The 26,346-nt window shown below is 72.5% G+C and carries 21 protein-coding genes and 1 pseudogene; 5 read left to right on the plus strand and 17 right to left on the minus strand.

The genetic code is table 11. From position 1 onward, the window contains the following. Positions 1-65: 65 nt before the first annotated feature. The 6 genes from alaS to GA0070612_RS26265 all read right to left on the minus strand — a co-directional run bounded on the left by alaS (position 66) and on the right by GA0070612_RS26265 (position 8,576). Positions 66-2,744: an alanine--tRNA ligase gene (gene alaS / locus GA0070612_RS26240; protein WP_088990337.1), complete on the minus strand. Its 2,679-nt coding sequence runs from the start codon at positions 2,742-2,744 to the stop codon at positions 66-68. After that, positions 2,741-3,046, minus strand: a complete 306-nt coding sequence (locus tag GA0070612_RS26245; RefSeq protein ID WP_088990338.1) for a hypothetical protein — start codon at positions 3,044-3,046, stop codon at positions 2,741-2,743. The genes alaS and GA0070612_RS26245 overlap by 4 nt, the downstream gene beginning before the upstream one ends. Before the next feature lie 30 nt (positions 3,047-3,076). Beyond that, the gene (locus GA0070612_RS26250; protein ID WP_088990339.1) at positions 3,077-3,541 is read right to left on the minus strand and encodes a DUF948 domain-containing protein; all 465 of its coding nucleotides are present in this window, start codon (positions 3,539-3,541) and stop codon (positions 3,077-3,079) included. Positions 3,542-3,691: 150 nt separating this feature from the next. Beyond that, entirely contained in the window at positions 3,692-4,459 is a 768-nt protein-coding gene (locus GA0070612_RS26255) for a hypothetical protein (protein WP_408630588.1), read from the minus strand. 2,291 nt (positions 4,460-6,750) lie between these two features. Further along, the gene (locus GA0070612_RS26260) at positions 6,751-8,289 is read right to left on the minus strand and encodes a replication-associated recombination protein A (RefSeq protein ID WP_088990340.1); all 1,539 of its coding nucleotides are present in this window, start codon (positions 8,287-8,289) and stop codon (positions 6,751-6,753) included. A 74-nt stretch (positions 8,290-8,363) separates the two neighbouring features. After that, positions 8,364-8,576 (minus strand): hypothetical protein, encoded by a 213-nt coding sequence (locus tag GA0070612_RS26265; protein WP_030488373.1) that lies wholly within the window; start codon positions 8,574-8,576, stop codon positions 8,364-8,366. Positions 8,577-8,705: 129 nt separating this feature from the next. Between GA0070612_RS26265 and GA0070612_RS26270 the strand changes: the two genes are divergently transcribed. After that, complete coding sequence (locus GA0070612_RS26270; protein WP_088990341.1) at positions 8,706-9,446, plus strand: GNAT family N-acetyltransferase; 741 nt, start codon at positions 8,706-8,708, stop codon at positions 9,444-9,446. A gap of 131 nt (positions 9,447-9,577) precedes the next feature. Here the strand turns inward: GA0070612_RS26270 and GA0070612_RS26275 are convergent. The 4 genes and pseudogenes from GA0070612_RS26275 to aspS form a co-directional block, all read right to left on the minus strand. Beyond that, a pseudogene (locus GA0070612_RS26275) lies at positions 9,578-10,802 on the minus strand (MFS transporter); the annotation flags it as partial. A gap of 114 nt (positions 10,803-10,916) precedes the next feature. Next, a complete protein-coding gene (locus GA0070612_RS26280) occupies positions 10,917-11,546 on the minus strand; it encodes an ArsR/SmtB family transcription factor (RefSeq protein WP_088990342.1) in 630 nt (209 codons plus the stop codon). A gap of 66 nt (positions 11,547-11,612) precedes the next feature. Further along, positions 11,613-12,425, minus strand: coding sequence for a sugar nucleotide-binding protein (locus tag GA0070612_RS26285; protein WP_088990343.1), 813 nt, complete (start codon positions 12,423-12,425; stop codon positions 11,613-11,615). 100 nt (positions 12,426-12,525) lie between these two features. Continuing rightward, positions 12,526-14,331 carry an aspartate--tRNA ligase gene (aspS, locus tag GA0070612_RS26290; RefSeq protein WP_088990344.1) on the minus strand — a complete coding sequence of 602 codons (1,806 nt, stop codon included), beginning with the start codon at positions 14,329-14,331 and terminating at the stop codon, positions 12,526-12,528. Between the two features lie 155 nt (positions 14,332-14,486). Here aspS and GA0070612_RS26295 point away from each other — a divergent pair, with 155 nt between their 5' ends. After that, the gene (locus tag GA0070612_RS26295) at positions 14,487-15,203 is read left to right on the plus strand and encodes a DUF998 domain-containing protein (protein ID WP_088990345.1); all 717 of its coding nucleotides are present in this window, start codon (positions 14,487-14,489) and stop codon (positions 15,201-15,203) included. A gap of 63 nt (positions 15,204-15,266) precedes the next feature. Here the strand turns inward: GA0070612_RS26295 and GA0070612_RS26300 are convergent, their stop codons facing one another. Next, complete coding sequence (locus GA0070612_RS26300) at positions 15,267-16,313, minus strand: S1 family peptidase (RefSeq protein ID WP_088990346.1); 1,047 nt, start codon at positions 16,311-16,313, stop codon at positions 15,267-15,269. Positions 16,314-16,594: 281 nt separating this feature from the next. Further along, positions 16,595-17,071 carry a winged helix-turn-helix transcriptional regulator gene (locus tag GA0070612_RS26305; protein ID WP_088990347.1) on the minus strand — a complete coding sequence of 159 codons (477 nt, stop codon included), beginning with the start codon at positions 17,069-17,071 and terminating at the stop codon, positions 16,595-16,597. 55 nt (positions 17,072-17,126) lie between these two features. Between GA0070612_RS26305 and GA0070612_RS26310 the strand changes: the two genes are divergently transcribed. After that, positions 17,127-17,639, plus strand: a complete 513-nt coding sequence (locus tag GA0070612_RS26310; RefSeq protein ID WP_088990348.1) for a PaaI family thioesterase — start codon at positions 17,127-17,129, stop codon at positions 17,637-17,639. Positions 17,640-17,769: 130 nt separating this feature from the next. On the opposite strand, the gene GA0070612_RS26315 is transcribed toward GA0070612_RS26310, so the two are convergent. From GA0070612_RS26315 to GA0070612_RS26325, 3 genes are all read right to left on the minus strand, one after another. Continuing rightward, entirely contained in the window at positions 17,770-18,711 is a 942-nt protein-coding gene (locus GA0070612_RS26315; protein WP_197699243.1) for an acyl-ACP desaturase, read from the minus strand. Positions 18,712-18,782: 71 nt separating this feature from the next. After that, positions 18,783-20,111 carry a histidine--tRNA ligase gene (hisS, locus tag GA0070612_RS26320; protein ID WP_088990349.1) on the minus strand — a complete coding sequence of 443 codons (1,329 nt, stop codon included), beginning with the start codon at positions 20,109-20,111 and terminating at the stop codon, positions 18,783-18,785. Positions 20,112-20,182: 71 nt separating this feature from the next. Continuing rightward, entirely contained in the window at positions 20,183-20,902 is a 720-nt protein-coding gene (locus GA0070612_RS26325; RefSeq protein ID WP_088990350.1) for an MBL fold metallo-hydrolase, read from the minus strand. 270 nt (positions 20,903-21,172) lie between these two features. Here GA0070612_RS26325 and GA0070612_RS26330 point away from each other — a divergent pair, with 270 nt between their 5' ends. Both GA0070612_RS26330 and GA0070612_RS26335 read left to right on the plus strand, forming a co-directional pair. Further along, a complete protein-coding gene (locus GA0070612_RS26330) occupies positions 21,173-22,051 on the plus strand; it encodes a peptidylprolyl isomerase (protein ID WP_088990351.1) in 879 nt (292 codons plus the stop codon). A 59-nt stretch (positions 22,052-22,110) separates the two neighbouring features. After that, positions 22,111-22,950, plus strand: a complete 840-nt coding sequence (locus GA0070612_RS26335) for a peptidylprolyl isomerase (protein WP_088990352.1) — start codon at positions 22,111-22,113, stop codon at positions 22,948-22,950. Positions 22,951-23,010: 60 nt separating this feature from the next. Here the strand turns inward: GA0070612_RS26335 and GA0070612_RS26340 are convergent, their stop codons facing one another. Continuing rightward, complete coding sequence (locus tag GA0070612_RS26340) at positions 23,011-25,533, minus strand: RelA/SpoT family protein (protein ID WP_088990353.1); 2,523 nt, start codon at positions 25,531-25,533, stop codon at positions 23,011-23,013. 198 nt (positions 25,534-25,731) lie between these two features. After that, a complete protein-coding gene (locus tag GA0070612_RS26345) occupies positions 25,732-26,298 on the minus strand; it encodes an adenine phosphoribosyltransferase (RefSeq protein WP_088990354.1) in 567 nt (188 codons plus the stop codon). Positions 26,299-26,346 lie beyond the last annotated feature (48 nt).

Consider the following 26,346-nt stretch of genomic DNA (forward strand, 5'->3'; position numbering starts at 1 on the left):
CACCACCGGCTGGGTACGAACCAGGGCGGGCCACATGGCCCGCCCTGACCCACAGCGATCGTCCATCACGCCTCGGTGATCGCCTTCTCGACGGTGAGCAGCAGGTTCGGCGCCTCGCCCGCCGGCAGACCGCCGCCCTGGGCGAGGTCGGGGCTGCCGCCCCCGCGCCCGGAGAACGCCGCCTTCACCAGATCCGACGCCGCCAGGCCGCGACCGCGCGCGGCGGCGTTGACCGCCACCACCAGAGACGCCTTGCCGTTCGACCGGGCCGCCACCGCGACCACCGCCGGCCGCGCCGGGTCGATCTTGCCGCGGATCTCCTGGGCCAGGGTCCGCACGTCGTTGCCAGCCGCACCCTCGGGCGCCTCGGTGCCCACGTACGCGACCCCGCGCACGTCCTTGGCCTGCGCCGCGAGCGCTGCCGCCCCGCCCAGCACCAACTGGGCGCGCAGCTTCTCCAGCTCCTTCTCCGCGTCCCGCAGCTGCGTGACGGTCTGCTCCACGCGGTCGGCGACCTGGTCGTTGGGCACCCGGTACAGCTCGGCCAGCCGGGACACCAGCAGGTGCTCCTTGGCCAGGAAGCCGAAGGCGTCCATGCCGACCAGCGCCTCGACCCGGCGGACACCGGAACCGATCGACGACTCGGAGAGGATCTTCACGAGGCCGAGCTGGGCCGAGCGGGCCACGTGCGTGCCGCCGCACAGCTCCCGGGCGTAGTCACCCACCTCGACGACCCGCACCTCCTCGCCGTACTTCTCGCCGAACAGCGCCATCGCGCCGATCCGCCGCGCCTCGTCCAGCGAGGTGATGAAGGCGTGCACCTCCAGGTCGGCCAGCAGCACCTCGTTGACCTGCTGCTCCACATCCCGCAGGACGCTCGGCGACACCCCGGTCGGGGTGTTGAAGTCGAACCGGAGCCGGCCGGGCGCGTTCAGCGACCCCGCCTGCGTGGCCGACTCGCCCAGGAAGTTCCGCATGGTCTGGTGCACCAGGTGGGTGGCGGTGTGCGACCGGGAGATCGCCCGACGCCGAGTCGTGTCGATCTCGGCGAAACCGGCCTCACCGGCCCGCACCTCACCCCGGATCACGCGGGCGCGGTGCACGATCAGGCCGGGCACCGGCTGCTGGACGTCGAGCACCTCGACCTGCCCACCACCGACGGTGATCATGCCCTGGTCGGGCTGCTGGCCACCGCCCTCGGCGTAGAACGGGGTGGTGTCGAGGACCAGCTCGATGGTGTCACCCTCGGTGGCCGCCTGGCGCGGGCCGTCCGCGCCGAGCAACGCCCGCACCGTCGACTCGCGGGACACCTCGCTGTAGCCGGTGAAGGTCACCGGGCCGCCCGCGTCGAGCACCGACCGGTACGCCGACAGGTCGACGTGGCCGGTCTTGCGGGCCTGCGCGTCCGCCTTCGCCCGGGTGCGCTGGTCCGCCATCAACCGGCGGAAACCCTCGTCGTCGACGGTGAGGCCCTGCTCCGCGGCGATCTCCAGGGTCAGGTCGATCGGGAAGCCGTACGTGTCGTGCAACTGGAACGCCTTCGCCCCGGACAGCGAGCTGCCACCCGCCGTGCGGGTCTCCGCGATCGCGGTGTCCAGGATCGTCGTGCCCGCCCGCAGGGTGGACAGGAACGCCTCCTCCTCCGCGTACGCGTAGTCCGCGATCCGGCCGAAGTCGGTCGCCAACTCCGGGTACGACGGCGCCATGCAGTCGCGCGCCACCGGCAGCAGCTCGGGCAGCGCCCGGTCCTGCCAGCCCAGCAACCGGATCGACCGGATCGCCCGGCGCATGATCCGCCGCAGCACGTACCCGCGCCCCTCGTTGCTCGGGGTCACCCCGTCGCCGATCAGCATCAACGCCGTCCGGACGTGGTCCGCGATCACCCGCAGTCGCACGTCGTCCGGGTGCGACTCACTCGCCACGTGACCCGAGTGCGCGCCGTAGCGCTTGCCGGTCAGCTCCGCCGCCCGCTCCAGGATCGGCCGGACCTCGTCGATCTCATAGAGGTTGTCGACACCCTGCAGGATCGACGCCATCCGCTCCAGGCCCATGCCGGTGTCGATGTTCTTCGCCGGCAGGTCACCCAGGATCGGGTAGTCGTCCTTGCCGGTGCCCGGCCCCCGCTCGAACTGCATGAACACGAGGTTCCAGAACTCCATGTAGCGGTCCTCGTCGACCGCCGGGCCGCCCTCACGGCCGTACTCCGGGCCCCGGTCGTAGAACAGCTCGGAGCACGGGCCGCACGGCCCCGGAACCGTCATCGACCAGAAGTTGTCCGCCTTGCCGCGACGGACGATCCGCTCGTCGGGCACACCCACCGACCGCCAGATCTCGAACGCCTCGTCGTCGTCGAGGTAGACCGTCGGCCAGATCCGCTCCGGGTCGAGACCATAGCCACCGTCGGCCTGCGACTTGGTGATCAGGTCCCAGGCGAACGGGATCGCGCCGTCCTTGAAGTAGTCACCGAAGGAGAAGTTGCCGTTCATCTGGAAGAACGTGCCGTGCCGGCTGGTCTTGCCGACCTCGTCGATGTCCGGCGTACGGATGCACTTCTGCACGCTGACGGCCCGCTGGTACGGGGGAGTCTGCTGACCCAGGAAATATGGGACGAACTGCACCATGCCGGCGTTGATGAACAGCAGGTTCGGGTCGCTGATGGCGGGCAGCGGAGCGGACGGCACCACGGTGTGTCCATTCGCCGCGAAATGGGCGAGATACCGCCGCTTGATCTCCGCCGTCTTCATCGCTGGTGTTCCTCCGGAAAGATGTCTCGATCACCGATCCGCGGGTCTTCCCGCAGGTCGGCGAATTTGTCGTCGAACGCCTCGCCCTGGGCGAACGCCTGGTGGATCTCCTGCTCGCGTTCGGCCATCCCGACCCGGACGTCCTCCACGAAGTTACGCAGCGACTCGACCAGGCCGCCAGCGGATTCCGTCAGGGAGCTGGCGATGCCGGCCGGTGTGTACGCCTGCGCGGTCCGGGTCGCCTTGCGGACCACGATCACACCGACGGCCACCCCGATGCCGAGCCAGAACAAGCGCCTCATGTCCCGCTACCTCCTGGTGCGCCGGGCCGGTCAGCTGTTGCCGCGTCGCGCGGCCCGTCGCTGCTGCTTGATGGTGTCGCGGACCTCACGCTCGGTCTCGGCGTGCCGGCGGCCGGCGGCGGCCTTCCGCACGCCGTAACCGAACGCGGCCACCTTGACCAGCGGGTTGGCGGCCGCGGCGGAGACGACGGTGGCCAGGTTGGCGACGTTGGCGGTGACGTTCTGCGCGTGGCTGGTCATCGTGTCGACCTTCGCCAGCTGGAGGTTCACGCCGTCGAGCGAGGTCTGCACCTGCTCCAAGGCCGTGTTGACGTTCTTCACCGTCGTGTTCACGTCGCCGAGCAGCGGCGCGGTCCGATCGTTGAGGTCATTGATCATCCGGGTGGTGGCGTCAACCGTGTGCCGCAGCCGCAGGATGGGCAGCGTCAGGATGAGCACCAGCACCGCGAACGCGGATGCCGCGATCAGCGCCGCGATCGCTCCAAGTTCGCTCACGCCTGTCCTCCTCAAGCAGAAGTTCCGCAGGACCCGACGTCCCGGGAACGCACCACGATGGCACCCGTACCGGCCGCCACGCCGTCGGCGGTCACCGGTAGCGGGCGTGCCCGCCAGCCCCAGACCCTACCGTCCGTGATGGAGCCCGGCTCACGACGGTGAGGGTGTCAGCTCACCCAGCGGATCGCCGCTGACCGTCGGGTACGGATCCTCTCCGGTCAGTGACGGGTCGGTGGACGGCTGCGGCCTGGTGCGCTCGTCGTCGATCGCGTTACGGACCTTCACCGACACCAACGAGCCGGTGCACTCGGTCGCAGCGGCCGACGGGTCGGCGGATGGCACGGCCGGCTCGCCGTCGACCGGCGGCGGCACGCAGGTGGGCTCGCGTACCCACAGGTCGAGCGTCAACTCGTCGCGCCGCCAGCAGGTGTAGCTGCCCTTCGTCTCCTGCTCCGGGCAGCGGCTCACCTTCCACGGCTGCCAACCGTCCTGCCGCAACGCCTTCTCGTAGGCCTGTGCCGTCTCGGCCGGCGCCTTCTCCGAGGTGACGGTGCGTTCCCGCAGCCGGCAGTCGAGCAGGCACCACCGGCTGCCGCTGACGTCGTCGACGGTCTTCGCCGCCGCCCAACCCGGCACGTCGAGCTGGTCCAGGTTGTCGAAGACCGGATCACGGCTCAACGTCCGGAGACCGAAGAAGATCGGCACCGCGCCGAGCAGGACGACGCTGACCAGCACCAGCACCGCCGCACGCAGACGCCGCCGTTCACGCGACTCCCGATGCGCCTCGGACCGGGCACCCGCCGGGTCGGCGTCTCCGGCCGAGTCGGCGGGGCGAAGCGCGGGACCGCCGGGCTGCTCCGGTACCGGCCGTTCCGCCGGCCCGGACGGGGTCGGCACCACCGCGGCGGCCCGCGCCACCCCGACGGGATCGCCGGGGCGGCCGGGCGGCGGCACCGGGGCGACGCCGCTCGGCTCGGCGCGGCCGGGCTCCCGGTGCGGCGGCAGGGCACGTCCGGCGGCACGGTCGGAGGGCGCGGGCCGGGCGATCGGCGGGCCGCCCGCTCGTTCGTCGACGAGGGGTGGCTGCGCGGCGCCCGGCGGGCGGACGGCGGCCCGGGCCGGACCCTCCGGACGGGCACGTGGCGGGCCGTCCGCACCCGGGGGGACCGCGACACGGGCAGTGCCGTCGGGACGCGTACCCGGTGGGCCGTCCACTCCCGGAGGCACCGCGGCACGAGCCGGACCCTCCGGACGGGCGGCGCCGCGAGCCTCCGCACCGGGGCGGGGTGGGCCGTCGGTGCCGCCCCGGCCGACGCCCGGCGCAGGGGCGTCCCCCGGTCGGACCCGTCCGGGTGGGGCGGAGCGGGCAGCGCCACGAGCCGGTGCGGCAGGACCGCCGCCGGGCGCGGGGCGTCCCGCGACGTACGGTTCGTCGCCGCGGGGCCCGGGTCGACCCGGACCAGCCGGGCCGTCGGGGCCGGGTTCGGCCGCCGGACGACGTCGCCGACCGGTCGGATCGACGGCGGGCGCCCCGTCCGGACCGGGCCCGACCGCCGCACGACCACGCCGATCGGTCGGATCCGGCGGGGCCGCCGCAGCACCTCGACCCCGGCCGGGTCGGTCGCCGGGAGACGGCGGATAGGGCAGAGCCTGCTCGCCGGTGGAACCTGACGCGTCCGGCCGGACGGCACGATGGCCCGTCGTCGCCTCCGCGCCCGGGTCGGTCGGCGGACCGGCGGGCCGGCGGGTCGGGCGCTCCGCGGCCGGGTCCGGTACGCCGAGTCGACCGGCCGTGTGGTCGACGATGTCCGCCGTGTCGGCGGGTGGCGCGGGTCGCCGACCCGGCGGCGGCGGGGTGGCCCCTCGGCGGTCGACGACGGGCAGACCCGGGTCGGTGTGCGGCAGGCGACCGGCCTGGCGGAGCCAGTCGGCGGGCCGCTCCGGGCGGTCCACCCGGGGCTCGCCGCCGGCTGGCGTACGCCGCTCCGGTTCGTCGGGGGCGGCCCGGCGGCGACCGGCGCCGTCCGCCGGGACGATGGTGGGCGTCGCGCCGCTGTGCCCGCCGGACGCGGCGGGCACCGGTGGGGCGTTACCCGAGCGGGGCACCACCGGCTCGTCGGGTTCGGCGGCCCGGCGACGGCCGCCGCCTGCGGGGCGGGCGGGCTCGGCGGCGCGGCGGCCGGTGGGCTCCGCCGCCCCGGGGTCGACCGGGCCGGGCCGGCGTCGGGCGGTACGGGGGTCGTGCGCGATGGCGGGGTCGGGGCGCAGGCCGTCGACGGCCTGGGGGACGGCGTCCGTCGGCGCGCCGTCGAACCGGGTCACGCCGACAGCGGACGGCCCGGCGGCCCGTGCCGGGTCGGGCGCTGGTCCGGCGGGCCGGCGACCGGCGGGCGTGCCGTCGGCCGGCGGCCGGGCGCGGCCGGGCTCGACGGGCTCCGGGCCCGGCCGACGGCCCGGCGGTGCGGCGTCCGGACGGCGCAGCGGAGGCACGGCGTCCGGCTGTCCGCCGGAGGCGTGGGGATCCGGGCGACGACCGGTCGGTACGGCGGCTTCGGGGCGACGCCCCGTCTGGTTGCCGGAGTTCGGAGGGCCCACGGGTGGTCCGGGGGGAGCCGCCGCGGCGCGAGCACGGACGGGACCGCCGGGCGGGTCCGCGCCCGGGTGGGGCCCCGGTGGGCCCGCCGGGTCACCGCCGACCGGACGGGCGGTGGGCGGCGGCGGTGCGGCAGCGCGGGCACCGGGGGCCGGTTGCACGCCGCGACGCGCCGGCTGGCCGGGGGCAGCGGCGCCGGGGCCGGGGACACTGGGAGGCCGCTCGTCCGGGCGGCGGCCCGCCTCCCCCGGCCAGGGGCCGTCGGTCGGCCGACGAGGGCCGGGACCGTCCGGATCGCCCGGTCGCGGCGCGGGCGGGCCGGGTGCCTCCGGCGGCACCGGTACGCCCGCACGGGCACCAGCCGGCGCACCCCGCTGCGGCCCGGCCGGCGCACCCCCGGCGGGGCGGTTCGGCTCTGCCGGGGCACCGTCCGGGCCCAGTTCGGTGCGTTGCTGCTTGGCCGAGCGCAGGTCGTCGATCCAGCCGAACTCCTCGCCGGCGACCGGCTCCTCCGGCTCGGGCTCCGCCGCCCGACCGCGACCCCAGCGACGCGCCTTGGCGCGGGGATCGCGCCGCTCGTCCGCGCCCTCGTCCGGGCGGTCCCCACCACGCGATCTCACTGTCGACCCTCTCCTGCGGCGTCGGTGCCGCTGTCCTGCATAGTGCCGGGGGTGCCCGTGCCCGTCGCCGGGCGACCGCTCTCGCCAGGGAGCGCCGACGCGGTCTGCGCCGTTACGGACGGCTCTGCTGCCGGGGTGTCCGGACGGGCGGCCGGGGCGGGCAGACCACGCACGATGCGGCGCAGCACCGGCAGCCGGCCGGCCACCGCCCGTTCCGCCCCGTGCGGACTGGGCTGGTAGTAGTCGGTGCCCACCAGATCGTCCGGGACGTACTGCTGGGTGACCACGCCGCGCTGGTCGTCGTGCGGGTAGCGGTAGCCGGTCCCGTGACCCAGTCCCCGGGCTCCGGCGTAGTGCGCGTCGCGCAGCCCTCGTGGCACGGAGCCGCCACGACCCGCCCGGACGTCGGCGATCGCGGCCCCGATGGCGGTGGTGGCCGAGTTCGACTTGGGGGCGGTGGCCAGGTGGATCACCGCCTGGGCCAGGTTGAGCTGCGCTTCGGGAAGCCCGACGTACTCGACCGCGTGCGCGGCCGCGGTGGCGACGCTCAAGGCCCCGGGGTCGGCCATCCCCACGTCCTCGCTGGCGAAGATGACCAGGCGGCGGGCGATGAACCGGGCGTCCTCGCCGGCGACCAGCATGCGCGCCAACCAGTGCACGGCGGCGTCCACGTCCGACCCGCGCATGCTCTTGATGAAGGCGCTGACGACGTCGTAGTGGGCGTCGCCGTCGCGGTCGTAACGCACCGCTGCCACGTCGACCGCCTGCTCGGCGGTGGCCAGGTCGATCCGGCCGGTGCCGAGCGCCGTGGCGGAGGCCGCCGCCGCCTCCAGCGCGGTGAGTGCCTTGCGGACGTCACCGGAGGCGAGCCGGACCAGGTGGTCCTCGGCCTCGGTGGTCAGTGTGAGCGCCGCGTCGAGGCCGCGCTTGTCGGCGACCGCGCGACGCAGCAGGCCCCGCACCGCCTCGTCGTCCAACGGTTGCAGGGTGAGCAGCACGCACCGCGACAACAGCGGTGAGATGACCGAGAAGTATGGGTTCTCGGTGGTGGCGGCCAGCAACGTGACAGTACGGTCCTCGACGGCGGCGAGCAGCGAATCCTGCTGCGTCTTGCTGAACCGGTGCACCTCGTCGATGAAGAGCACGGTCTGCGGGCCGCCCGAACGGCGCTGGCGGCGGGCCGTCTCGATCACCGCCCGCACGTCCTTCACGCCGGCGGAGAGCGCCGACATGGCGACGAAGCGGCGGTCGGTCGCCCCGGCCACCAGATGCGCGATGGTGGTCTTGCCGCTGCCGGGCGGGCCCCAGAGGATCACCGACATCGGCGCGCCGCCGGACACCAACTGCCGTAACGGGGCCCCCGGGGCGAGCAGGTGATCCTGCCCGATCAGCTCGTCGAGGCTCGTGGGGCGCATGCGGACGGGCAGTGGCGAGTCGTCGGCCACCGCGGTGAAGCCGTCGACACCGGCGGCACCGTCGGGCGCGCTGCGCGACCCGGCGGGTTCACCGAAAGAGAAGAGGGCGTCGGACTCCATCACGAAGACAGTACCGGGCCGGGCCCACGACGCCGGAATCGCGCCGGGGGCCCGCCACCGGTGATCGGTTCCGGTCAGCCACGACCGGGGCGCCGGCCCCGGTACCAGCGGCCGCCGCCACCGCCGCGCGGGCCGCTGCCGACGCCGCCCAGGTAGAGCGAGAGCAGGAGGAGCCCGATGAGCACGAGCGTGTTCCAGTTGAATAGGTCCGGTGCTCCGAAGTCAGTGTTGAGCAGGTCGAGCAGCAGGGCGAAGCCAAAGACGATGGCCGCGAGAATGGCGAGCATGTCGGTCCTCCGGTGGGGGTTCCCAGTAGGTCGGCGCGTGATGTACCCAATCGGTCGGCTCGCCAATCTCCATGGTGGATCGGGGCGACCCGACGGCGGCGCGCCGCCCTCGACTTCTAGGCTGGGTCCATGCTCATCGACGACCAGGTGCTGACGGACCGGGACGCCGTCCTGGGCGCTGTCGGCCACCACCCGTTCGCCCGGCACGCGCTCGGGCGGGCCACGCCGACGGCCGCGTACCAGCGCGACGGCGCCGTGCTCTGGTTGGTGGCGCCCGAGCACGGACCGGCCGGCTGCGCGATCGGCCCGGCCGAACCGACGCTGGAGATCTGTGTCGCGCTCGCCGCCGACGGAGTGCTGCGTCCGGGACAGCGGCTGCACCTGCCCCGGCACGATCGCGGTCTGCTGACCGGACGACTCGCGGTGGACGAGCACAGCGACTGGGACTTCCACTGGACGACCACGCCACCACCGGCCCAGCCGAACGAACAGCAGGTGGTACGCCTCACCGACGCCGACCTTCCCGCACTCACGGCACTGGTCGACGAGGCGTTCCCCAGCAGCACCTCCCGCCCCGGCGACCCGCGGGTGGTCGACTGGTACGGCATCCGGGCCGGCGACCGGCTGGTGGCGTGCGGCGCGGACCGCAGCCAGGGCGACCTAGGCTTCGTCGCCGGCCTCACCGTCGCCCCCGACCAGCGAGGGCGCGGCCTGGGCGCGTCCCTGACCGCCGGGATGACCCGGGCGCTGCTGGCGCGGCATGACACCGTGGGGCTCGGCGTCTACACGCACAACGTCGGCGCGGCCCGCCTCTACCGTCGGCTCGGCTACACCTTCACCCTCGCCCTCAGCTCGATCCGCCTCGCCTGACCTGCCGGACGCGTTCGCTCGACTCTCGGCGGCGGGCACGGGAGCCGCGCCCGGCTCGACGGCCGGGGCCACGCCCGATTCGCCGGGCACGTGGGCGGCGGTCGGCTCGACGGCCGGAGCGGCTCGACGGCCGGCCAGCCAGGCGGGCAGGTAGAGCGGGGCGGCGACGGCCAACACCACCGCGCCGACCACCATCGCGGTCCCCACGCTGGTGGCCGCGGCCAGCGCGGTCAGCACCACCCCGCCGAGCGCACCGGCCGGCTGCGCCATCATCGAGTTCAGCGAGAGCACGCTGGTCCGGTACGGGCCGTCGACCTGCCGGTGCAGCAGCCCACTGTGCAGCGGATTGGACGCGCCGTGCACGGCGTAGCAGGCCAGGTACGCCACGAGCACCCCGACCGGGCCGGCGAACAACCCCATTCCGACCACCGTCACGCCCTGCAGGACGCGCAGCAGAGCAGCCCCCGGAGCGGCACCCAACCAGCGCAACAGCAGCGGAGTCAGCGCCGCACCCGCCGCCGAGGCGAGCCAGGCGGCCGAGTTCGCCGGACCGAGCAGCGCGGCGGCGCGGTCCGGATCACCGATCACCTCGGCGAGCCGGACCGGCAGCAACGACTCGAAGGTGACCATGCCGAAGCCCCAGAACAGCTCCACCGCCACCAGGGCCAGCAGCACCCGGGAGCGACGCAGCAGCCCGACCGCCTCCCCGATCATCCGAGGCGCCTGCGCCACCGAGGACCGCAGCGCCACGAACCCGGAGGCCGGCCGCTCCTCGACCAGCAGCAGCACCAACGCGACCAGAGCGATCACCTGCGCCAGAATGGCGGCGAGCACGGGCACCGTCAGCGCGGTGACCGGCCCGATCGGACCCAGCGCGATCAGCCCACCGCTGATCAACGCGCCCCCGGCGATGGCCCCGCCGACCACGGTGCCGGCGTACCCCAGACCGCGCTCGTACTCCGCGTCCGGGTCGGCGGCCAGCGTGGCATCGACGTACCAGGACTCCAGCGGGCCGCTGTCCAACGCCCGGTAGACACCCTGCAGGGCCCAGACGACGAAGAACAGCACGAACGAGTCGGCTACCGCGAACAACGCCAGCGACGCCAGGTTGAGCACCCCGGCGGCGAGCAGCACCGGTCGTCGGCCGAGCGCGTCGGCGAGCCCACCGGTGGGCAACTCCAACGCCAGCACCAGCAGCCCCTGCGCGGTGCTGACCAGGCCGATCTGCGGCAACGACAGGCCGCGCTCCTGCATCAGCAGGATCATCACGGGGATCATCAGACCCGTGGGGAGCCACCGCAGGCCGTAGAGCGTGAGGTAACGACCCCGAACCTGGCGTACGGTCAGCGCGCTCACGGCATCTCCTCCACTCGCGACTGCGGGGCTCGCAAACCCGGCTCACTCCTCGCGCTCACGGCATCTCCTCCACTCGCGACTGCGGGGCTCGCAAACCCGGCTCACTCCTCGCGCTCACCAGCGCTCGTCCAGTCGGGGGAAGCCCGCCAGGAACACATGCACGGGTTTCACATCCGAGGCGTCGACGTCGGCCTCGTCGTGCTGGCGGATGTCGACCGCGGCTTCGTCGCGGTAGCGCATCAGCACTGCCCACAGGTCGTCGTTGAGAGCACGTAGCCGGTCCGGGGCGAGCGGCAGCACCAGGTCACTCATGCCCGCCGCGTCTCGCCACGCCCGCGACTGGTGGTGCTCCACGGCCATCCAACGCTCCGCCAACTCACCCATCAGCCGCACCTGATCCGCTTGGATCCACTGGACCGCTGCGCGCGCATCCGGGTCCTCGTCGAAGTCGGTGGGCTCGAAGTGACTCATGTCGTGCGCCGACTGCCACCAGCGCTGCCGCCCGCTGCCGCGGTCGGGGTCCTCGGCCACGAGCCCCACCTCGGCGAGTTGCCGCAGGTGGTAGCTGGTCGCCCCGGTGTTGGTGCCCAACCTCTCGGCGAGGGCAGTCGCGGTCGCCGGGCCGTCGATGCGCAGCGAGCCGAGCAGTCGCATCCGCAGCGGGTGAGCCAGCACGCGAACCTGCCGGGCATCCAGATCAACGCGGCGTGGCTCGGTACGGCCGTCGAGTGGCTCGTTCTCCATGAGTGCACACTATTCCTGCACACTTCCTATGCACAACTCCTGTGCAAAGAAAGTGTGCGTCAGATGTCACGGAGCCAAAAGTTCGCGCACCCCGCGCAGGCGCGTCCGGAGCAGGTCGGTGGCTCGGGCGGAGTCCAGGCGTACGTCCAGGGGTCGGGACAGTCCGAGGGCGGCCCCGGTGGCGGTCTTCAGCCCGGCCGGGTCCAGGCCCTCCCGCTCGGCGACCAGCAGACCCAGCTCGGCCCGACTCACCGCGTCCGGGCCGGCCACGTTGAGCAGCCCGGCGTACGACGAGACGACCAACTCCAGCACGGCGTCGGCCAGGTCGGTGACGTCGATCGGGCACCGCAGCTCGTCGGAGAACAGGACCGCCCGGCCGGCGAGCGCGTCCCGGCAGAGCTGGATCTGTTTGCTGCCCTCCCCCAGGATCAGCGAGGTACGCACCAGTGCCGCGCCGGGGTCGATCGCCCGCACGGCGGTCTCGGCCGCGGCCTTCGCGGCGCCGTACGCGTGCACCGGCGTCGGTGGTTCGTCGTCGGGGTACGGCGTGGGTCGACCGGCATGCAGGGCGTCGCTGGACACGTGTACCAGCCGGGCACCGGCTTCGGCGGCGGCGAGCGCCACATGCGCGGCCCCGTCGGCGGTGACCGCCCAGTCCCCGTACCGATAGGGGGTCCCCACCACGGCGTCCGGCCGCACCTCGGCGACCAGCGCGCGCACGGCGGGCCGGTCGGTCACGTCCAGCCGCCGCGCGTCAACCCCCGGAACGCCGATCAGACCGGAGTGGAACGTCCCCACGACCGACAGACCAGCATCGACGGCCCGCGAACACACCGCACGCCCCAGAAGCCCGCTGCCCCCGACAACAAGTACCCGCACCTGAACCCACTCCCCCGCCAACGATCAAGAGGTTTGCGTCATCTCGCTGGGCGATGATGACGCAAACCTCTTGATCAACGACGTGAGGGCCGGGGTGCGGTCAGACCGGGTCGGCTACCGGGGCGGCCGGGCCGGCCGTTCCGGTGTGCGCCGCCGCGGCCGGCTTGGGCTTCGCGTCGATGCCGGCCTCGGTGCGCTGCTGGGCGGTGATCGGCGTGGGAGCGCTGGTCAGGGGGTCGAAACCACCACGGGTCTTCGGGAAGGCGATGACCTCACGGATGGAATCGGCCCCGGCGAGCAGCATGCACACCCGGTCCCAGCCGAAGGCGATGCCGCCGTGCGGCGGGGCGCCGTACTTGAACGCCTCCAACAGGAACCCGAACTTGTCCTGCGCCTCCTCGGGCGTGATGCCGAGCAGGTCGAAGACCCGCTTCTGCACGTCACCCCGGTGGATACGGATCGACCCGCCGCCGATCTCGTTGCCGTTGCAGACGATGTCGTAAGCGTACGCCAGGGCCCGGTCCGGAGCGCCCTCGAACCGGTCCACCCAATCGGCGTTCGGCGAGGTGAACGGGTGGTGCACGGCCGTCCAGCCGCCCTCGTCCGTACGCTCGAACATCGGCGCGTCGACCACCCAGCAGAACGCCCAGGCGCTCTCGTCGATCAGGCCGGACCGCTTGGCGATCTCGACCCGGGCCGCGCCCAGCAGTTCCTGCGCCTCCCGCGTGGTGGCGCTGGCGGCGAAGAAGACCGCGTCGCCCGGCTTGGCGCCGACCGCGTCGGCCAGCCCGCCCAGGTGCGCGGCGGAGAGGTTCTTCGCCACCGGCCCGCGCGCCTCGCCGGTCTCGGCGTCCAGCACCACGTACGCCAGCCCCCGGGCGCCACGCGCCTTGGCCCAGTCCTGCCAGCCGTCCAGCTCCTTGCGGCTCTGCGCCGCGCCGCCCGGCATCACGACCGCGCCGACGTAACCGCCCGCGTCGATCGCACCGGCGAAGACCCGGAACTCGGTGCCGCGCAGGTACTCGGTCAGCTCGGTCAACTCGACGCCGTAGCGCAGGTCCGGCTTGTCGGAGCCGTACCGAGCCATCGCGTCGTGCCAGGTGATCCGCGGGATCGGCCGGCTGATCTCGTGCCCGGCCAGGTCCTTCCAGAGCGCCGAGACGATCGCCTCGCCGAGGTCGATCACGTCGTCCTCGGTGACGAACGACATCTCAATGTCGAGCTGCGTGAACTCGGGCTGCCGGTCGGCCCGGAAGTCCTCGTCGCGGTAGCAGCGGGCGATCTGGTAGTACCGCTCCATGCCGCCGACCATCAGCAGCTGCTTGAACAGCTGCGGCGACTGCGGCAGGGCGTACCAGCTGCCCGGCTGAAGACGCACCGGGACCAGGAAGTCGCGGGCGCCCTCGGGGGTCGAGCGGGTCAGCGTCGGCGTCTCGATCTCCAGGAAGTCCCGCTCGTGCAGCACCGTCCGGGCCAGGTGGCTGGCGCGCGAGCGCAGCCGCAGCGCGTTCGCCGGGCCGCTGCGGCGCAGGTCCAGGTAGCGGTACCGGAGCCGGATGTCGTCGCCGGCCTCGATCTGGTCGTCCACCGGCAGCGGGAGCGGGGCCGCCTCGGAGAGCACCTCCAACTCGGCGGCGGTCACCTCGACCTCGCCGGTGGGCAGCTCCGGGTTCTCGTTGCCGTCCGGCCGGCGGGTCACCTCGCCGACGACCTTCACGCAGAACTCGTTGCGCAGCGCGTGCGCGTCCTCCTCGCGGAACACCACCTGGACGACGCCGGAACCGTCGCGCAGGTCGACGAAGATGACCCCGCCGTGGTCGCGCCGGCGGGCCACCCACCCGGCGAGCGTCACCGTCGAGCCGGCGTCCGCGGCGCGCAGGCTTCCGGCATTGTGGGTACGGATCACGGCTGGCAACTCCTCATCGTGGAACAGTCCTCACCGGCATTCTGTCAGGGGTGGCCGTCCCACCTCCCGGGCACCCGCCAGGCCGGCGCGATTCGCAGGTGGGGCGGAGCGGCGAACCCGACTCGGCCGACGGACCGGCCGGTTAACGTGGCGAAATGCGCGCCGTACCGAACTGGGCCGTCGCCACGGCGGCCGCCGCACCCCTGTTGCTGGTGACCGGCTGGACGGTCGCGGAGGCGCGGCAACCCGCCGGCTACGACCCGGTGCGGGACACCATCAGCGAGTTGGCCGGGCACGACGCCGTCGACGCCTGGATCATGATCACCTGCCTGGTGCTGCTCGGCTGCTGCTACCTGGCCGTCGCCGCCGTGCTGCACGCGGCCGGGCTGCCCAGTCGTTTCCTGCTCGCCGTCGGTGGGGTGGCGACCATCGCGCTCGTCGCGTTTCCCCGGCCCACGGTGGGTGGTTCGCTCAGCCACGGCATCGTGGCGACCGTGGCGGTCCTGGCCCTGGCCCTGTGGCCGGCCGGTTCGGCGCTGTGGCTGCCGCGCGGGCACGACACCGCGCACCCGAACCGACCCGAACCGCCCTGGGCGTTCCGCCGGGCCGTGGGACTGAGCGCCACAGTGGTGCTGCTCGCGCTCTTCGGCTGGTTCGCGTTCGAGGTGACCAGCGGGTCCCGCACCGGGCTCGCGGAGCGGGTGACGGCGGTGGCGGTCTCCCTGTGGCCCCTGTTGGCGATCCTCTCCGCCCGGCGGGCGCACCTGGCCTGGGTCGCCGGTGGCGTGACACCTGTCGGCACGGCTCCGGTCACCGGTGTCGTACCCCCGGATCCCCTGCGGCCGGCGGACGGACCGGACCGGCTCGCCTGAGCCGGCCCGCACACGCGGCGCGGGCCGCCGGAAACCTCCGGCGGCCCGCGGTCGGTGAGGTGATCAGAAGACGCTGACGCCGTAGCGGCTGAGCGCCTCGGTGACCGGCTGGAAGAAGGTCGTGCCGCCGGTGCGGCAGTTGCCGCTACCACCGGAGGTCAGGCCCAGGGCCGTGGTGTTGGCGAACAGCGAGCCGCCGCTGTCGCCCGGCTCGGCGCAGACGTTGGTGCGGATCAGACCGGAGACCGAACCCTCGGCGTAGTTCACCGTGGCGTTGGTCGCGGTCACCGAGCCGCTGCGCAGGCCGGTGGTGCTGCCGGAGCGCTGCACCGCCTGGCCGACGGAGGCGTTGCCGGCGCCGGTGATGTCGCGGAAGCTGCCGTTGTAGAGCGACACGTTGCCGGCGGCGTTGGCCGAGTTGTTGTGCCGCACGATGCCGTAGTCGTTACCCGGGAAGCTGGTGCCGGTACGGCTGCCGAGCAGCGCGGTCTGGGCGGAGTTCGAGTACCAGCTGGCCGAGATGTTGGTGCAGTGCCCGGCCGTCAGGAACGAGTAGGTGCTGCCACTGCGCACGTTGAAGCCGAGCGAGCAGCGCCCGCCCCCGCCGGCGTAGATGGCCTGACCGCCGGAGATCCGGGTGCTCAGCACGCCGGCCTCGGCTTCGACCCGGACCGCGCCGTTGGCCCGCGCGGCGGCGGCCTTGACCCGCTCCAGCTTCGCCCCGGTGACGGTGCTGTCCACGGAGACGACGACCTGGTTGGTGACCGGGTCGCTCCACCAGGCGGTGCCCGGAATCTTGGCGGAGCGCTCCAGGTCGGCGGTGGCCCGGTTGAGCTCGGCGGCACCGCGGGTGACGTAGCGGACGACGGCGCCGGCCCTGCTCGCCTTGCTGGCGGCGGCGGCGTCGGTCACCGTGACGACGGACCTGCCGCTGGCGTCGATGTACGAGCCGGCCGAGCGGTCGCCGAGTGCCGCGGAGAGCGCGGCGGCGGCGTCCGGCGAGGCGGCGGGAGCGGCCTGGGCGGGTGCGCCGATGAGCGCGCCGACGACCAGGGATCCGGACACGGCGACTGTGGCCGCGACGCGGAACGAGGACCTCGTGGGTCGCATGTAACAAACCTCCTGGGCGGGGGAGCGGGTCTCGTCGTGGGGGACGACGGACCCGAGGGCAACCCGGCCGATCTGCGAAAACCGGCCGAGTGAACTGAAGTATTCACATACTTAAGATCATTGACAAGGCTTGGATTCGCCCGAATTTGCCGATCTTGGTCGGCCGTCTCGGCGCAACACCCCTGACTCGCTGGTGAACAACCACCGTCACACCGAAGTCGATATTCGTGCGCACGATCATCGATGCCTGCTCAATGCGTGGGTAGCGTCGGCGGATCGCCTCAGGACGTACGGCGACGGGCGCCGGGGCCCGGGCGCGGCACGACGTCGCGCGTCCGCTCCACGTCGTGCCCGTCGGCGCAGCGCAACTCGACGCGTACCGGCGCGTCGCAGTCACGGTGCGCGACGGTGAGCGGCGGCCCCTCCGGGTCGGCGAGGTACCGGTCGCCCCAACCGAGCACGGCGACCAGCACCGGCCAGAGGTCCAGGCCCTTCTCGGTCAGCCGGTACTCGTGGCGCACGCGACTGCCCGGTTCCCGGTACGGCTCACGGGCCAGCACGCCCTCCTCGACGAGGCCGGCCAGGCGGTTGGTCAGCACCTGACGCGGAATGCCGGTGCGCACCCGCATGTCGTCGAATCGGCGCACGCCGGTGAACACCTCCCGGAGCACCACGAGGGTCCACCGCTCGCCGAGGATCTCCATCGCGCGGGCGATGGTGCAGTTGTCCACCGACCAGTCCAGTGCCGCGGGTCGCATCCGCCCAGGCTAGGTCTCGTTGACAGACTCAGCAACCGGCTGCCAGGCTGCGTCCATGACGCAGACGCAGGAACCGGGGCGCAGCCGCACCTTCAGCTGGGCGGACCCGGCGGCCAACGCCGCCCAGGTCGGTCGACGCAGCGGCATCGACATGCTGCGGGCGATGATCGCCGGCGAACTGGCCGCACCGCCGGTGATGCACCTCCTCGACATGACCCGGATGCAGGCCGACGAGGGGCGGGTCAGCGTCGAGCTCACCCCGCAGGAGTTCCACTACAACCCACTCGGCACCGTCCACGGTGGCGTGCTGTCGACCCTGCTGGACACCGCCGCCGGGTGCGCCGTGCACACCACCCTGCCGGCCGGCGTCGGCTACACGTCGCTGGACCTCAACGTGAAGTTCCTCCGCCCGGTCACCGTCGACAGCGGCACCCTGCGCTGCGAGGGCACGGTGCTGCAACGCGGCCGTCGCACGGCCCTGGCCGAGGCCCGCATCACCGACGCGAACGACCGCCTGATAGCCCACGCCACCAGCACCTGCCTCCTCCTCCCCCAACCCCAACCCTGACCCCCGAACCCCGCACCCCCTTTTGAGTTGATCAAGAGGTTTGCGTCAGGAAACGGGGCTCCGGTGACCGAAACCTCTTGATCAACGCGCGCAGGGGCCCCGGGGGTTGGGGGGTGGAGGGGTTGGGGGTTTAGCGGGCGGCCAGGCGGGCGGCTCGGGCGTCGCGCTTCTCCTCGAAGCGGCTCGCGGCGCGGTCGAGGTCCTGCAGGTGGGCCGCCAGCTGCTCCTGGGCCGCCGCGCCGTCGGCGTCGAGGCCGGTCACGTTGAAGACGTCCCACTGACGCAGGACCGGCTGCAGCACCTCGTCGCGGTGTTGACGCAGGTCGTAGATGCCGGCCAGGGCAATTGCCACGGACTTACGGGCGAAACCCTCGATGCCGTTGCCCGGCATCTGGAAGTCGGCAACCACGTCGGCGACCGCCCGCATGGCCTGGCTCGGGGCCAGCTCGAACGCGGCGGCGAGCAGGTTGCGGTAGAAGACCATGTGCAGGTTCTCGTCGGCGGCCACCCGGGCCAACAGCGCCTCGCAGGCCGGGTCGCCGGTGGCCTTGCCGGTGTTGCGGTGCGAGATCCGGGTGGCCAGCTCCTGGAACGAGACGTACGCGAGCGAGTGCAGCACCTCGTCGCCGTGGGCGTTGGTGTAGCCCTCCGACATGTGCGTCATCCGGGCCCGCTCCAACGCCACCGGGTCGACGGCGCGGGTGACGGTCAGGTAGTCGCGGATCGCGACGCCGTGCCGGCCCTCCTCGGCGGTCCACCGGTGCACCCAGGTGCCCCACGCGCCGTCGCGGCCGAACAGGGTGGCGATCTCGTGGTGGTACGAGGGCAGGTTGTCCTCGGTCAGCAGGTTCACGATCAGCGCGGTGCGGGCCACGTCCGGGATCGTCGAGTCGGTCGGCGACCACGCCTCGCCGCCGAGCGGCCCGTCGAAGGTGCGCCCCTCGCTCCACGGCACGTACTCGTGCGGGAACCACTCCTTGGCCAGAGTGAGGTGTCGGTCCAGGTTGCGGGCAACCACGGGCTCCAACTCGACGAGCAGTGCGGTCTGACTCAGTGTGGTGCTGACGGTCACGAGAAGCTCCCTACGGTGGCGTAACTTACGCTACCGTAGGTCCCCGCGGCCGTTAGCGCCAGTGGGGGCTCTCAACCGACCGTCGGCTTGAGGTCCTCCACGGGCGGCATCCACTCCTGGGCGACGGCCGTGACCTGCTCACCCGAGCGGATGTCCTTCACCTCGTCCGACGCTCCGTCGACGCCCGGGAACCAGACGTACGGAATCCCCCGCCGCTCGGCGTAGCGGATCTGCTTACCGAACTTCGCCGCGCTCGGCGACACCTCGGTGGGCACGCCACTGCGGCGCAGGGCCTCGGCGACCCGGTTACTGGCCGTCCGCCGCTCCTCGTTCGTCACCGCGACGAGCACGGCGGTCGGCACCTCCCGGGAGACCGACAACGCCCCCGCGCCGAAGAGCAACCCGAGCAGCCGGGTCACCCCGATCGAGATCCCCACCCCGGGGTACGAGACAGCGCCCGCGCTGGCCAGGTTGTCGTACCGGCCGCCGGAGCAGATCGAGCCGAACCGCTCGTAGCCGCGCAGCTGGGTCTCGTAGACAGTGCCCGTGTAGTAGTCCAGACCACGGGCGATGCGCAGGTCCGCCACGCAGAGGCCGGGCGAGTGCTCGGCGGCGGTCTCCACCACCCGGACCAACTCGTCGACGCCCTCGTCGAGCAGCGGGTCGCTCACCCCGAGGGCCCGGACGGCGTCCGCGAACGAGGCGTCCGGCGCGGAGATCTCGGCGAGCGCCAGGCACGCCTTGGCCTGCGCCTCGCTCGCACCGGCGGTCTGGGCCAGCAGGTCGGCCACCTTCGCCGGGCCGATCTTGTCGAGCTTGTCGACAGCGCGCAGCGCCGCCTCCGGGTCGGTCAGCCCGATGCCCCGGTAGAAGCCCTCGCAGATCTTGCGGTTGTTGACCTGGATGGTCACCGGCGGAATCGGCAACGAGCGCAGGGCGTCCCCGATGACCAGGGGCATCTCCGCCTCGTGGTGCGGGGCGAGGGTGTCCCGGTCGACGATGTCGATGTCGGCCTGGACGAACTCCCGGTAACGGCCCTCCTGCGGCCGCTCACCCCGCCACACCTTCTGGATCTGGTAGCGGCGGAACGGGAACGCCAACTTGCCGGCGTTCTCCAGCACGTACCGGGCGAACGGCACGGTCAGGTCGAAGTGCAGGCCCAACTGGTCGTCGCCGCCCGCGCCCTCCGCGTCGGCGTGCAACCGCCGAATCACGTAGACCTCCTTCGAGGTCTCGCCCTTGCGCAGCAGCTGGTCCAGCGGCTCCACCGCGCGGGTCTCCAGCGGCGCGAAGCCGTACAGCTCGAAGGTGGCCCGGATCCGGTCCAGCACGAACTGCTCGACCATCCGCTGACCGGGGGTCCACTCCGGGAAACCGGAGATGGGCGTGGGCTTGCTCATCGGCGTACTCCTTGCGGTTCCGCGCCCGCGGCGCGGTGGTGTCGTGGGTCCGCGCGCGGCGCGGAGAAGGTCTAGAGGCCCCGGGTGGGCGCCGCCGGTCGGCCGCCGCCGACCTGCGCCACCTCGACGAGGTACGGGTTGCTGACGCGCTCGCGACCGATGGTGGTGGCGGGCCCGTGGCCGGGCAGCACGACAGTGTCGTCGGCCAGCGGAAGGATCTTGTCGCGCAGGCTGGCGAGCATGGCCGGCATGCTCCCGCCCGGCAGGTCGGTGCGGCCGATCGACCCGGCGAAGAGGACGTCGCCGGAGAGACACAGCTCGTCGGCCTCCCAGCTCGACCCGGCGCCGGGCAGCCGGAACAGCACCGACCCGCCGGTATGGCCCGGGGCATGGTCGACGGCGATCTCCAGACCGGCGAGGGTGAGTGTGGCGCCGTCGGTCAGCTCCGCCACGTCCTCCGGCTCGGTGTAGGTCAGCCGGCCCCCGAAGAGCGACGTCAGGTCGCTGGAGAGCCCCTTGGACGGGTCGGCCAGCATCTCCCGGTCACCGGGGTGCACGTACGCGGTGATGCCGCGCGCGCCGCAGACCGGCGCGACCGAGAAGGTGTGGTCGAGGTGGCCGTGGGTGAGCAGCACGGCGGCCGGATGCAGGCGGTGCTCGGCGAGCAGCGCGTCGAGCTGGTCGAGCACCCCGATGCCGGGATCGACCACCACGCACTGCTCCCCCGGCGCGGTGGCGACCACGTAGCAGTTGGTGCCGAAGGCGTCCGCGGGAAAGCCGGCCACGAGCACGGGCGCTGTCCTCTCCGTCGAGCAGTAGTCGTCCTGCCCAGCAGCCTAACGGGCTTGCCCACCGACTTCGCCGCGTCCGCCTCAGGCATCCCGTACGGCACAGTGACAACTTCCGATAAGCGCTGCTCGGAATGGGGTGGACCTCGTACACCACATTCCCAGTCGCTAGCCGTACACTCTGGCGGGCGTGTGGCGCGACACACGTGACGCCCGGACGGGCCGGGACGCCCGGCCGCCGGCGACGACCAGGTGAAGGAAAGGGGAGCACGGGTGGCTTCCAGCAGGGACCGGCAGCGCAAACTGGCGCGGGCCAAGCTCGACCGGCAGATGGCTCGCCGGGCCGCCAACCTGCGGCGCCGTCGGCAGATCCAGGCCGGAGTCGGGGCCGCTCTGATCCTCGTGTTGGTGGTGGCCGGCTCGGCCTGGGCGCTCGGGGCGTTCGACTCCGACCCGAAGCAGAACACGGACGCGGCGGAGACCTGCATCTGGACGCCGCAGGACGCGACCGCCAACACCAACCTCAAGGACGTCGGCACGCCGGCGACCAAGGACCTGCCCACCGACGGCACCCGGACGATGACGGTGACCACCAATCAGGGCGCGCCGATCACCGCCGAGCTGAACCTGACCAACTCCCCGTGCGCGGCGGCGAGCATCGCCCACCTGGCCAGCCGGTCGTTCTACGACAACACCACGTGCCACGAGATCACCGCGGACGGCGCGCTGCGCTGCGGCGACCCCAGCGGCACCGGCCTCGGTGGGCCGACCTACTCGTTCTACGACGAGGAGTTGCCGACCGTGCCGTCGGCGTCCCCGTCCGCCAGCCCGGCCCCCGGCCAACCACCGACGTACCCCAAGGGCACCGTCGCGATGATCTCCAACCCGCCGGGCAGCAACGGCAGCCAGTTCCTGCTCTTCTTCAAGGACTTCACCACCACCGACCCGAAGTTCCCGGTGATCGGCCGGGTGACCGGCGGGCTGGACGTGGTGGAGAAGATCGGCGCCCTCCCGACCGTGGACAATGGGACCGGAGCCAAGGTCAAGCCCAGCACCGACGTGACGATCCAGAGCCTCACCGTCGGTGAGCCGGTCACCGGTGCGGCGCCGTCGGCCACCGGCGCTCCGGTCAGCAGCCCGAGCGCCGGCTGACCGGCCGCCACCACCCACCCAGTCGGCACTCAGCAGCAGACAGCCAGGAGGATCCAGGCGTGACGTCCACCAGAGAGCGGCAGCGCGCGGCGGCACGCGCCCGGCTCGAGAAGGAGATGGCCGAGCGCTCGGCCAAGGCCCGCAAGCGCCGGCAGACGCAGGCGATCGTCAGCGCGGGTGTCGCGCTGGTGCTCGTGGTCGCCGGCACCGTCTGGTTGGCGGTGAGCCTGGGCGGCGACGACGACAAGAGCGACACCACCACCGCGGCGCCGGGCGCGTCCGAGTGCGCGTACAACGCCCTGCCCACCGAGCAGCGGCCCCCGCAGATCAAGGACGTGGGGTTGCCGAGCAACGAGCAGTCCGCCAAGGGCGTGCAGACCATGACGATCGACACCAACCTCGGCCCGATCACGGCCAAGGTCGACCGGTCGCTGGTGCCGTGCACGGCGGGCAGCTTCACCTACCTCGCGGAGAAGAACTTCTTCGACAACACCAAGTGCCACCGCCTGGTGAGCGAGGGCATCAAGGTGTTGCAGTGCGGTGACCCCAGCGCCACCGGCAACGGCTGGCGGGACACCGACGGCCAGGGCGGCCCGAGCTACCGCATGGCCGAGGAGAACCTGCCCACCGACAAGCGCCCGCCGTACCCGGAGGGCGTCATCGCGATGGCCAAGTCGCAGGATCCGGGAAGCACCGGCAGCCAGTTCTTCATCGTCTACGGCGACTCGCCGCTGGACCCGGCGTACACCGTGCTCGGCACCATCACCGGTGGTATGGACATCGTCAAGGACGTGGCCAAGGCCGGTGACGACGGGGCGTTCGCCCAGCAGGCCGGTGGTGGCCACCCGAAGAAGGAGGTCATCATCAAGGACCTCACCATGAGCAACCCGCAGGGCTGACGCCCGCGCGACGACGAAGCGCCCGCCGGCTGAGCCGGCGGGCGCTTTCGTGTGTACGGGTCAGGCGCCGGAGGTCACCCGGTAGGCGTCGAAGACGCCGTCGACCTTGCGGACCGTGGCCAGCAGGTGGCCCAGGTGCTTCGGGTCGGCCATCTCGAAGCTGAACCGGCTCACCGCCACCCGGTCACGGGTGGTGGTGACGGTGGCGGAGAGGATGTTGACCCGCTCGTCGGAGAGCACCCGGGTGACGTCGGCCAGCAGCTTGTGCCGGTCCAACGCCTCGACCTGGATGGCGACCAGGAACGTCGAGGCCGACGTGAGCTTCCAACTGACCTCGACCACCCGCTCGCTCTGCGCCCGCAGGTCCTCGGCGTTGGCGCAGTCGTCGCGGTGCACGCTCACCCCGCCGGAGCGGGTGACGAAGCCGAACACCGAGTCCGGTGGGACCGGCGTGCAGCAGCGGGCCAGCTTGATCCAGACGTCGCTGACGCCCCGGACCACGACACCGGGGTCGCTGCTGCTCTGCCGGCTGCGCGGTGGCCGGGTGGCGACGGCGGTCTCGGCGATGTCCTCCGCCGCGCCCTCCTCGCCGCCGTACGCGGCCATCAGCTTCTGCACCACCGACTGCGCCGAGACCTGGCTGTCGCCCACCGCCGCGTAGAGCGACGCCACGTCGGCCAGGTGCAGGTCCCGTGCGATCGACATGAGCGCGTCGGAGGTGAGCATCCGCTGCAGGGGCATGCCCTGCTTGCGCATCGCCTTGACGATCGCGTCCTTGCCGGCCTCGATCGCCTCCTCGCGCCGCTCCTTGTTGAAGTACTGCCGGATCTTCGTCCGTGCCCGAGGGCTCTTGACGAAGCCCAGCCAGTCCTGCGTCGGGCCGGCGGTCTCGGACTTCGACGTGAAGATCTCGATCACGTCGCCGTTGGACAGCGTCGACTCCAGCGGCACCAGCTTGCCGTTGACCCGCGCGCCGATGCACTTGTGCCCGACCTCGGTGTGCACCGCGTACGCGAAGTCCACCGGTGTCGAGCCGGTCGGCAGCGGGATGACGTCACCCTTCGGGGTGAAGACGTACACCTCCTGGCTGGACAGGTCGAAGCGCAGCGCGTCCAGGAACTCGCTGGGGTCGGCCGCCTCGCGCTGCCAGTCGAGCAGCTGCCGCAGCCAGGTCATCTCGTCGATGTGCGCCGGCGGGCCGACGATCTGGGTGCCCTTGTGCTCCTTGTACTTCCAGTGCGCGGCGATGCCGAACTCCGCGGTGCGGTGCATCGCGTACGTGCGGATCTGCATCTCCACCGGCTTGCCGGTGGGCCCGATGACCGTCGTGTGCAACGACTGGTACATGTTGAACTTGGGCATGGCGATGTAGTCCTTGAACCGCCCCGGCACCGGCTGCCAGTTGGCGTGGATCACGCCCAGCGCCGCGTAGCAGTCCCGGACCGTGTCGACCAGGATCCGCACACCCACCAGGTCGTAGATGTCGTTGAAGTCCCGACCCCGCACGATCATCTTCTGGTAGATCGAGTAGAGGTGCTTCGGCCGACCGGTGGTCTCCGCCTTGATCTTGGCGGCCTTCAGGTCGGTCTGCACCTTCTGCGTCACCTGCCGCAGCAGCGCCTCGCGCTGCGGCTGATGCTCCCCGATCAGCCGGTTGATCTCCTCGTAGCGCTTCGGGAACAACGTGCCGAAGGAGAGATCCTCCAGCTCCCACTTGATCGTGTTCATACCGAGGCGGTGCGCCAGCGGCGCCAGGATCTCCAGCGTCTCCTTGGCCTTCTGCTCCTGCTTGGGACGGGGCAGGAAGGTCAGGGTGCGCATGTTGTGCAGCCGGTCGGCCAGCTTGATCACCAGGACCCGCGGGTCCTTCGCCATCGCGACGACCATCTTGCGGATCGTCTCGGCCTTGGCGGCGTCGCCCAGCTTGACCTTGTCGAGCTTCGTGACGCCGTCGACCAGCAGGGCGACCTCGCCGCCGAAGTCGGCGCGCATCTGGTCGAGCGTGTACTCGGTGTCCTCGATGGTGTCGTGCAGCAGCGCGGCGACCAGTGTGGTGGTGTCCATCCCCAGGTTGCCGAGGATCGTCGCCACCGCGAGCGGGTGGGTGATGTACGGGTCGCCGGACTTGCGGTACTGCCCGGAGTGCCACCGCGCGGCCGTGTCGAAGGCGCGCTGGAGCAGCCGGGCGTCGGCCTTGGGGTGGTTGTCCCGGTGGCTCGCGATGAGCGGCTCCAGCACCTCGCTGACCTGCGAGGTCTGCCAGGGCGCGTTGAACCGGGCCAAGCGGGCCCGGACCCGCCGGCCGGTGGGCGCGTTGGACAGGGCGAAGCCACCGCTGGGCGACGGGTCGATGCCCGCGTCCGTCGGGAACGGCACCACCACCCCGTCGGCGCCGGGTGCCGCCTCGGCACCCGGCGGGACACTGATCGGGGAGGCCGTGCTCTCGCCCGCCGCCCTGCTGGAGCCGTTGCCGGTGCCCGTCACCCGGGCCGGCACGTCGCCTGTCCGGTCGGTCACCGAGCCGTCAGCGTCGCCTGTCGGGTGCACCGTGCCCTCCGCCGGAGGGACGACATCGTGGGACACCGGCCTCCTCACCGCTCGCCGGAAACACACCGACCGAACATCGGTCGGCCTGGTCTCGCCTCGCCGGACGTGTGCCGCCGGCTTCGGCAAAGGGCAATGCTACCCGCACGGACGGGCCCCTGCCGCTCCGCCGGACGGTCGGCACCGGCTTCACCTCGACCGATCGCCACCAAACGGTCGCGGACCCGCCGAGGGGGCCTAAACGGTCAACAGGGCGTGAACGGGACGCTGGGCCAGCCGCTCCCGCCCACCCAGGAAGCCGAGCTCCAGCAGCACGGTGAAGCCGGTGACCGTCCCGCCGGCCCGCTCGACCAGATCCAGCGTCGCCTCGGCGGTGCCGCCGGTGGCCAGCACGTCGTCCACCACCAGCACCCGGTGCCCGGCCGTGAACGCGTCCTCGTGCACCTCCAGGGTGGCCTCGCCGTACTCCAGGGCGTAGGAGGCCGAGTGCGCCGGGCGGGGCAGCTTGCCCGCCTTGCGCACCGGCACCACGCCCACGCCGGCCGCGTACGCGACGGCCGCCGCGACGACGAAGCCGCGCGCCTCGATGCCGACCACCACGTCGAAGGCGTCCCGCCCGTGGTACGCGACGATCCCGTCGACCACCTCGCGGAACACCTTCCCGTCGGCGAACAGCGGCATCAGGTCCTTGAACAGGACGCCGGGCTTCGGGAAGTCGGGCACGTCCAGCACCCGGCTGGCGACCAGTCGGGCGGTCTCCGGACCGCTGTCCCCGCGCGCCTCGGTGCTGTGGGTCTCCGTCACGGCTGTCTCGCTTCCCTTCGACGACGAACGGCGTCCGGCAACAGCATG

The sequence above is a fragment of the Micromonospora chokoriensis genome (assembly GCF_900091505.1).
GTDB classification, from domain to species: domain Bacteria; phylum Actinomycetota; class Actinomycetes; order Mycobacteriales; family Micromonosporaceae; genus Micromonospora; species Micromonospora chokoriensis.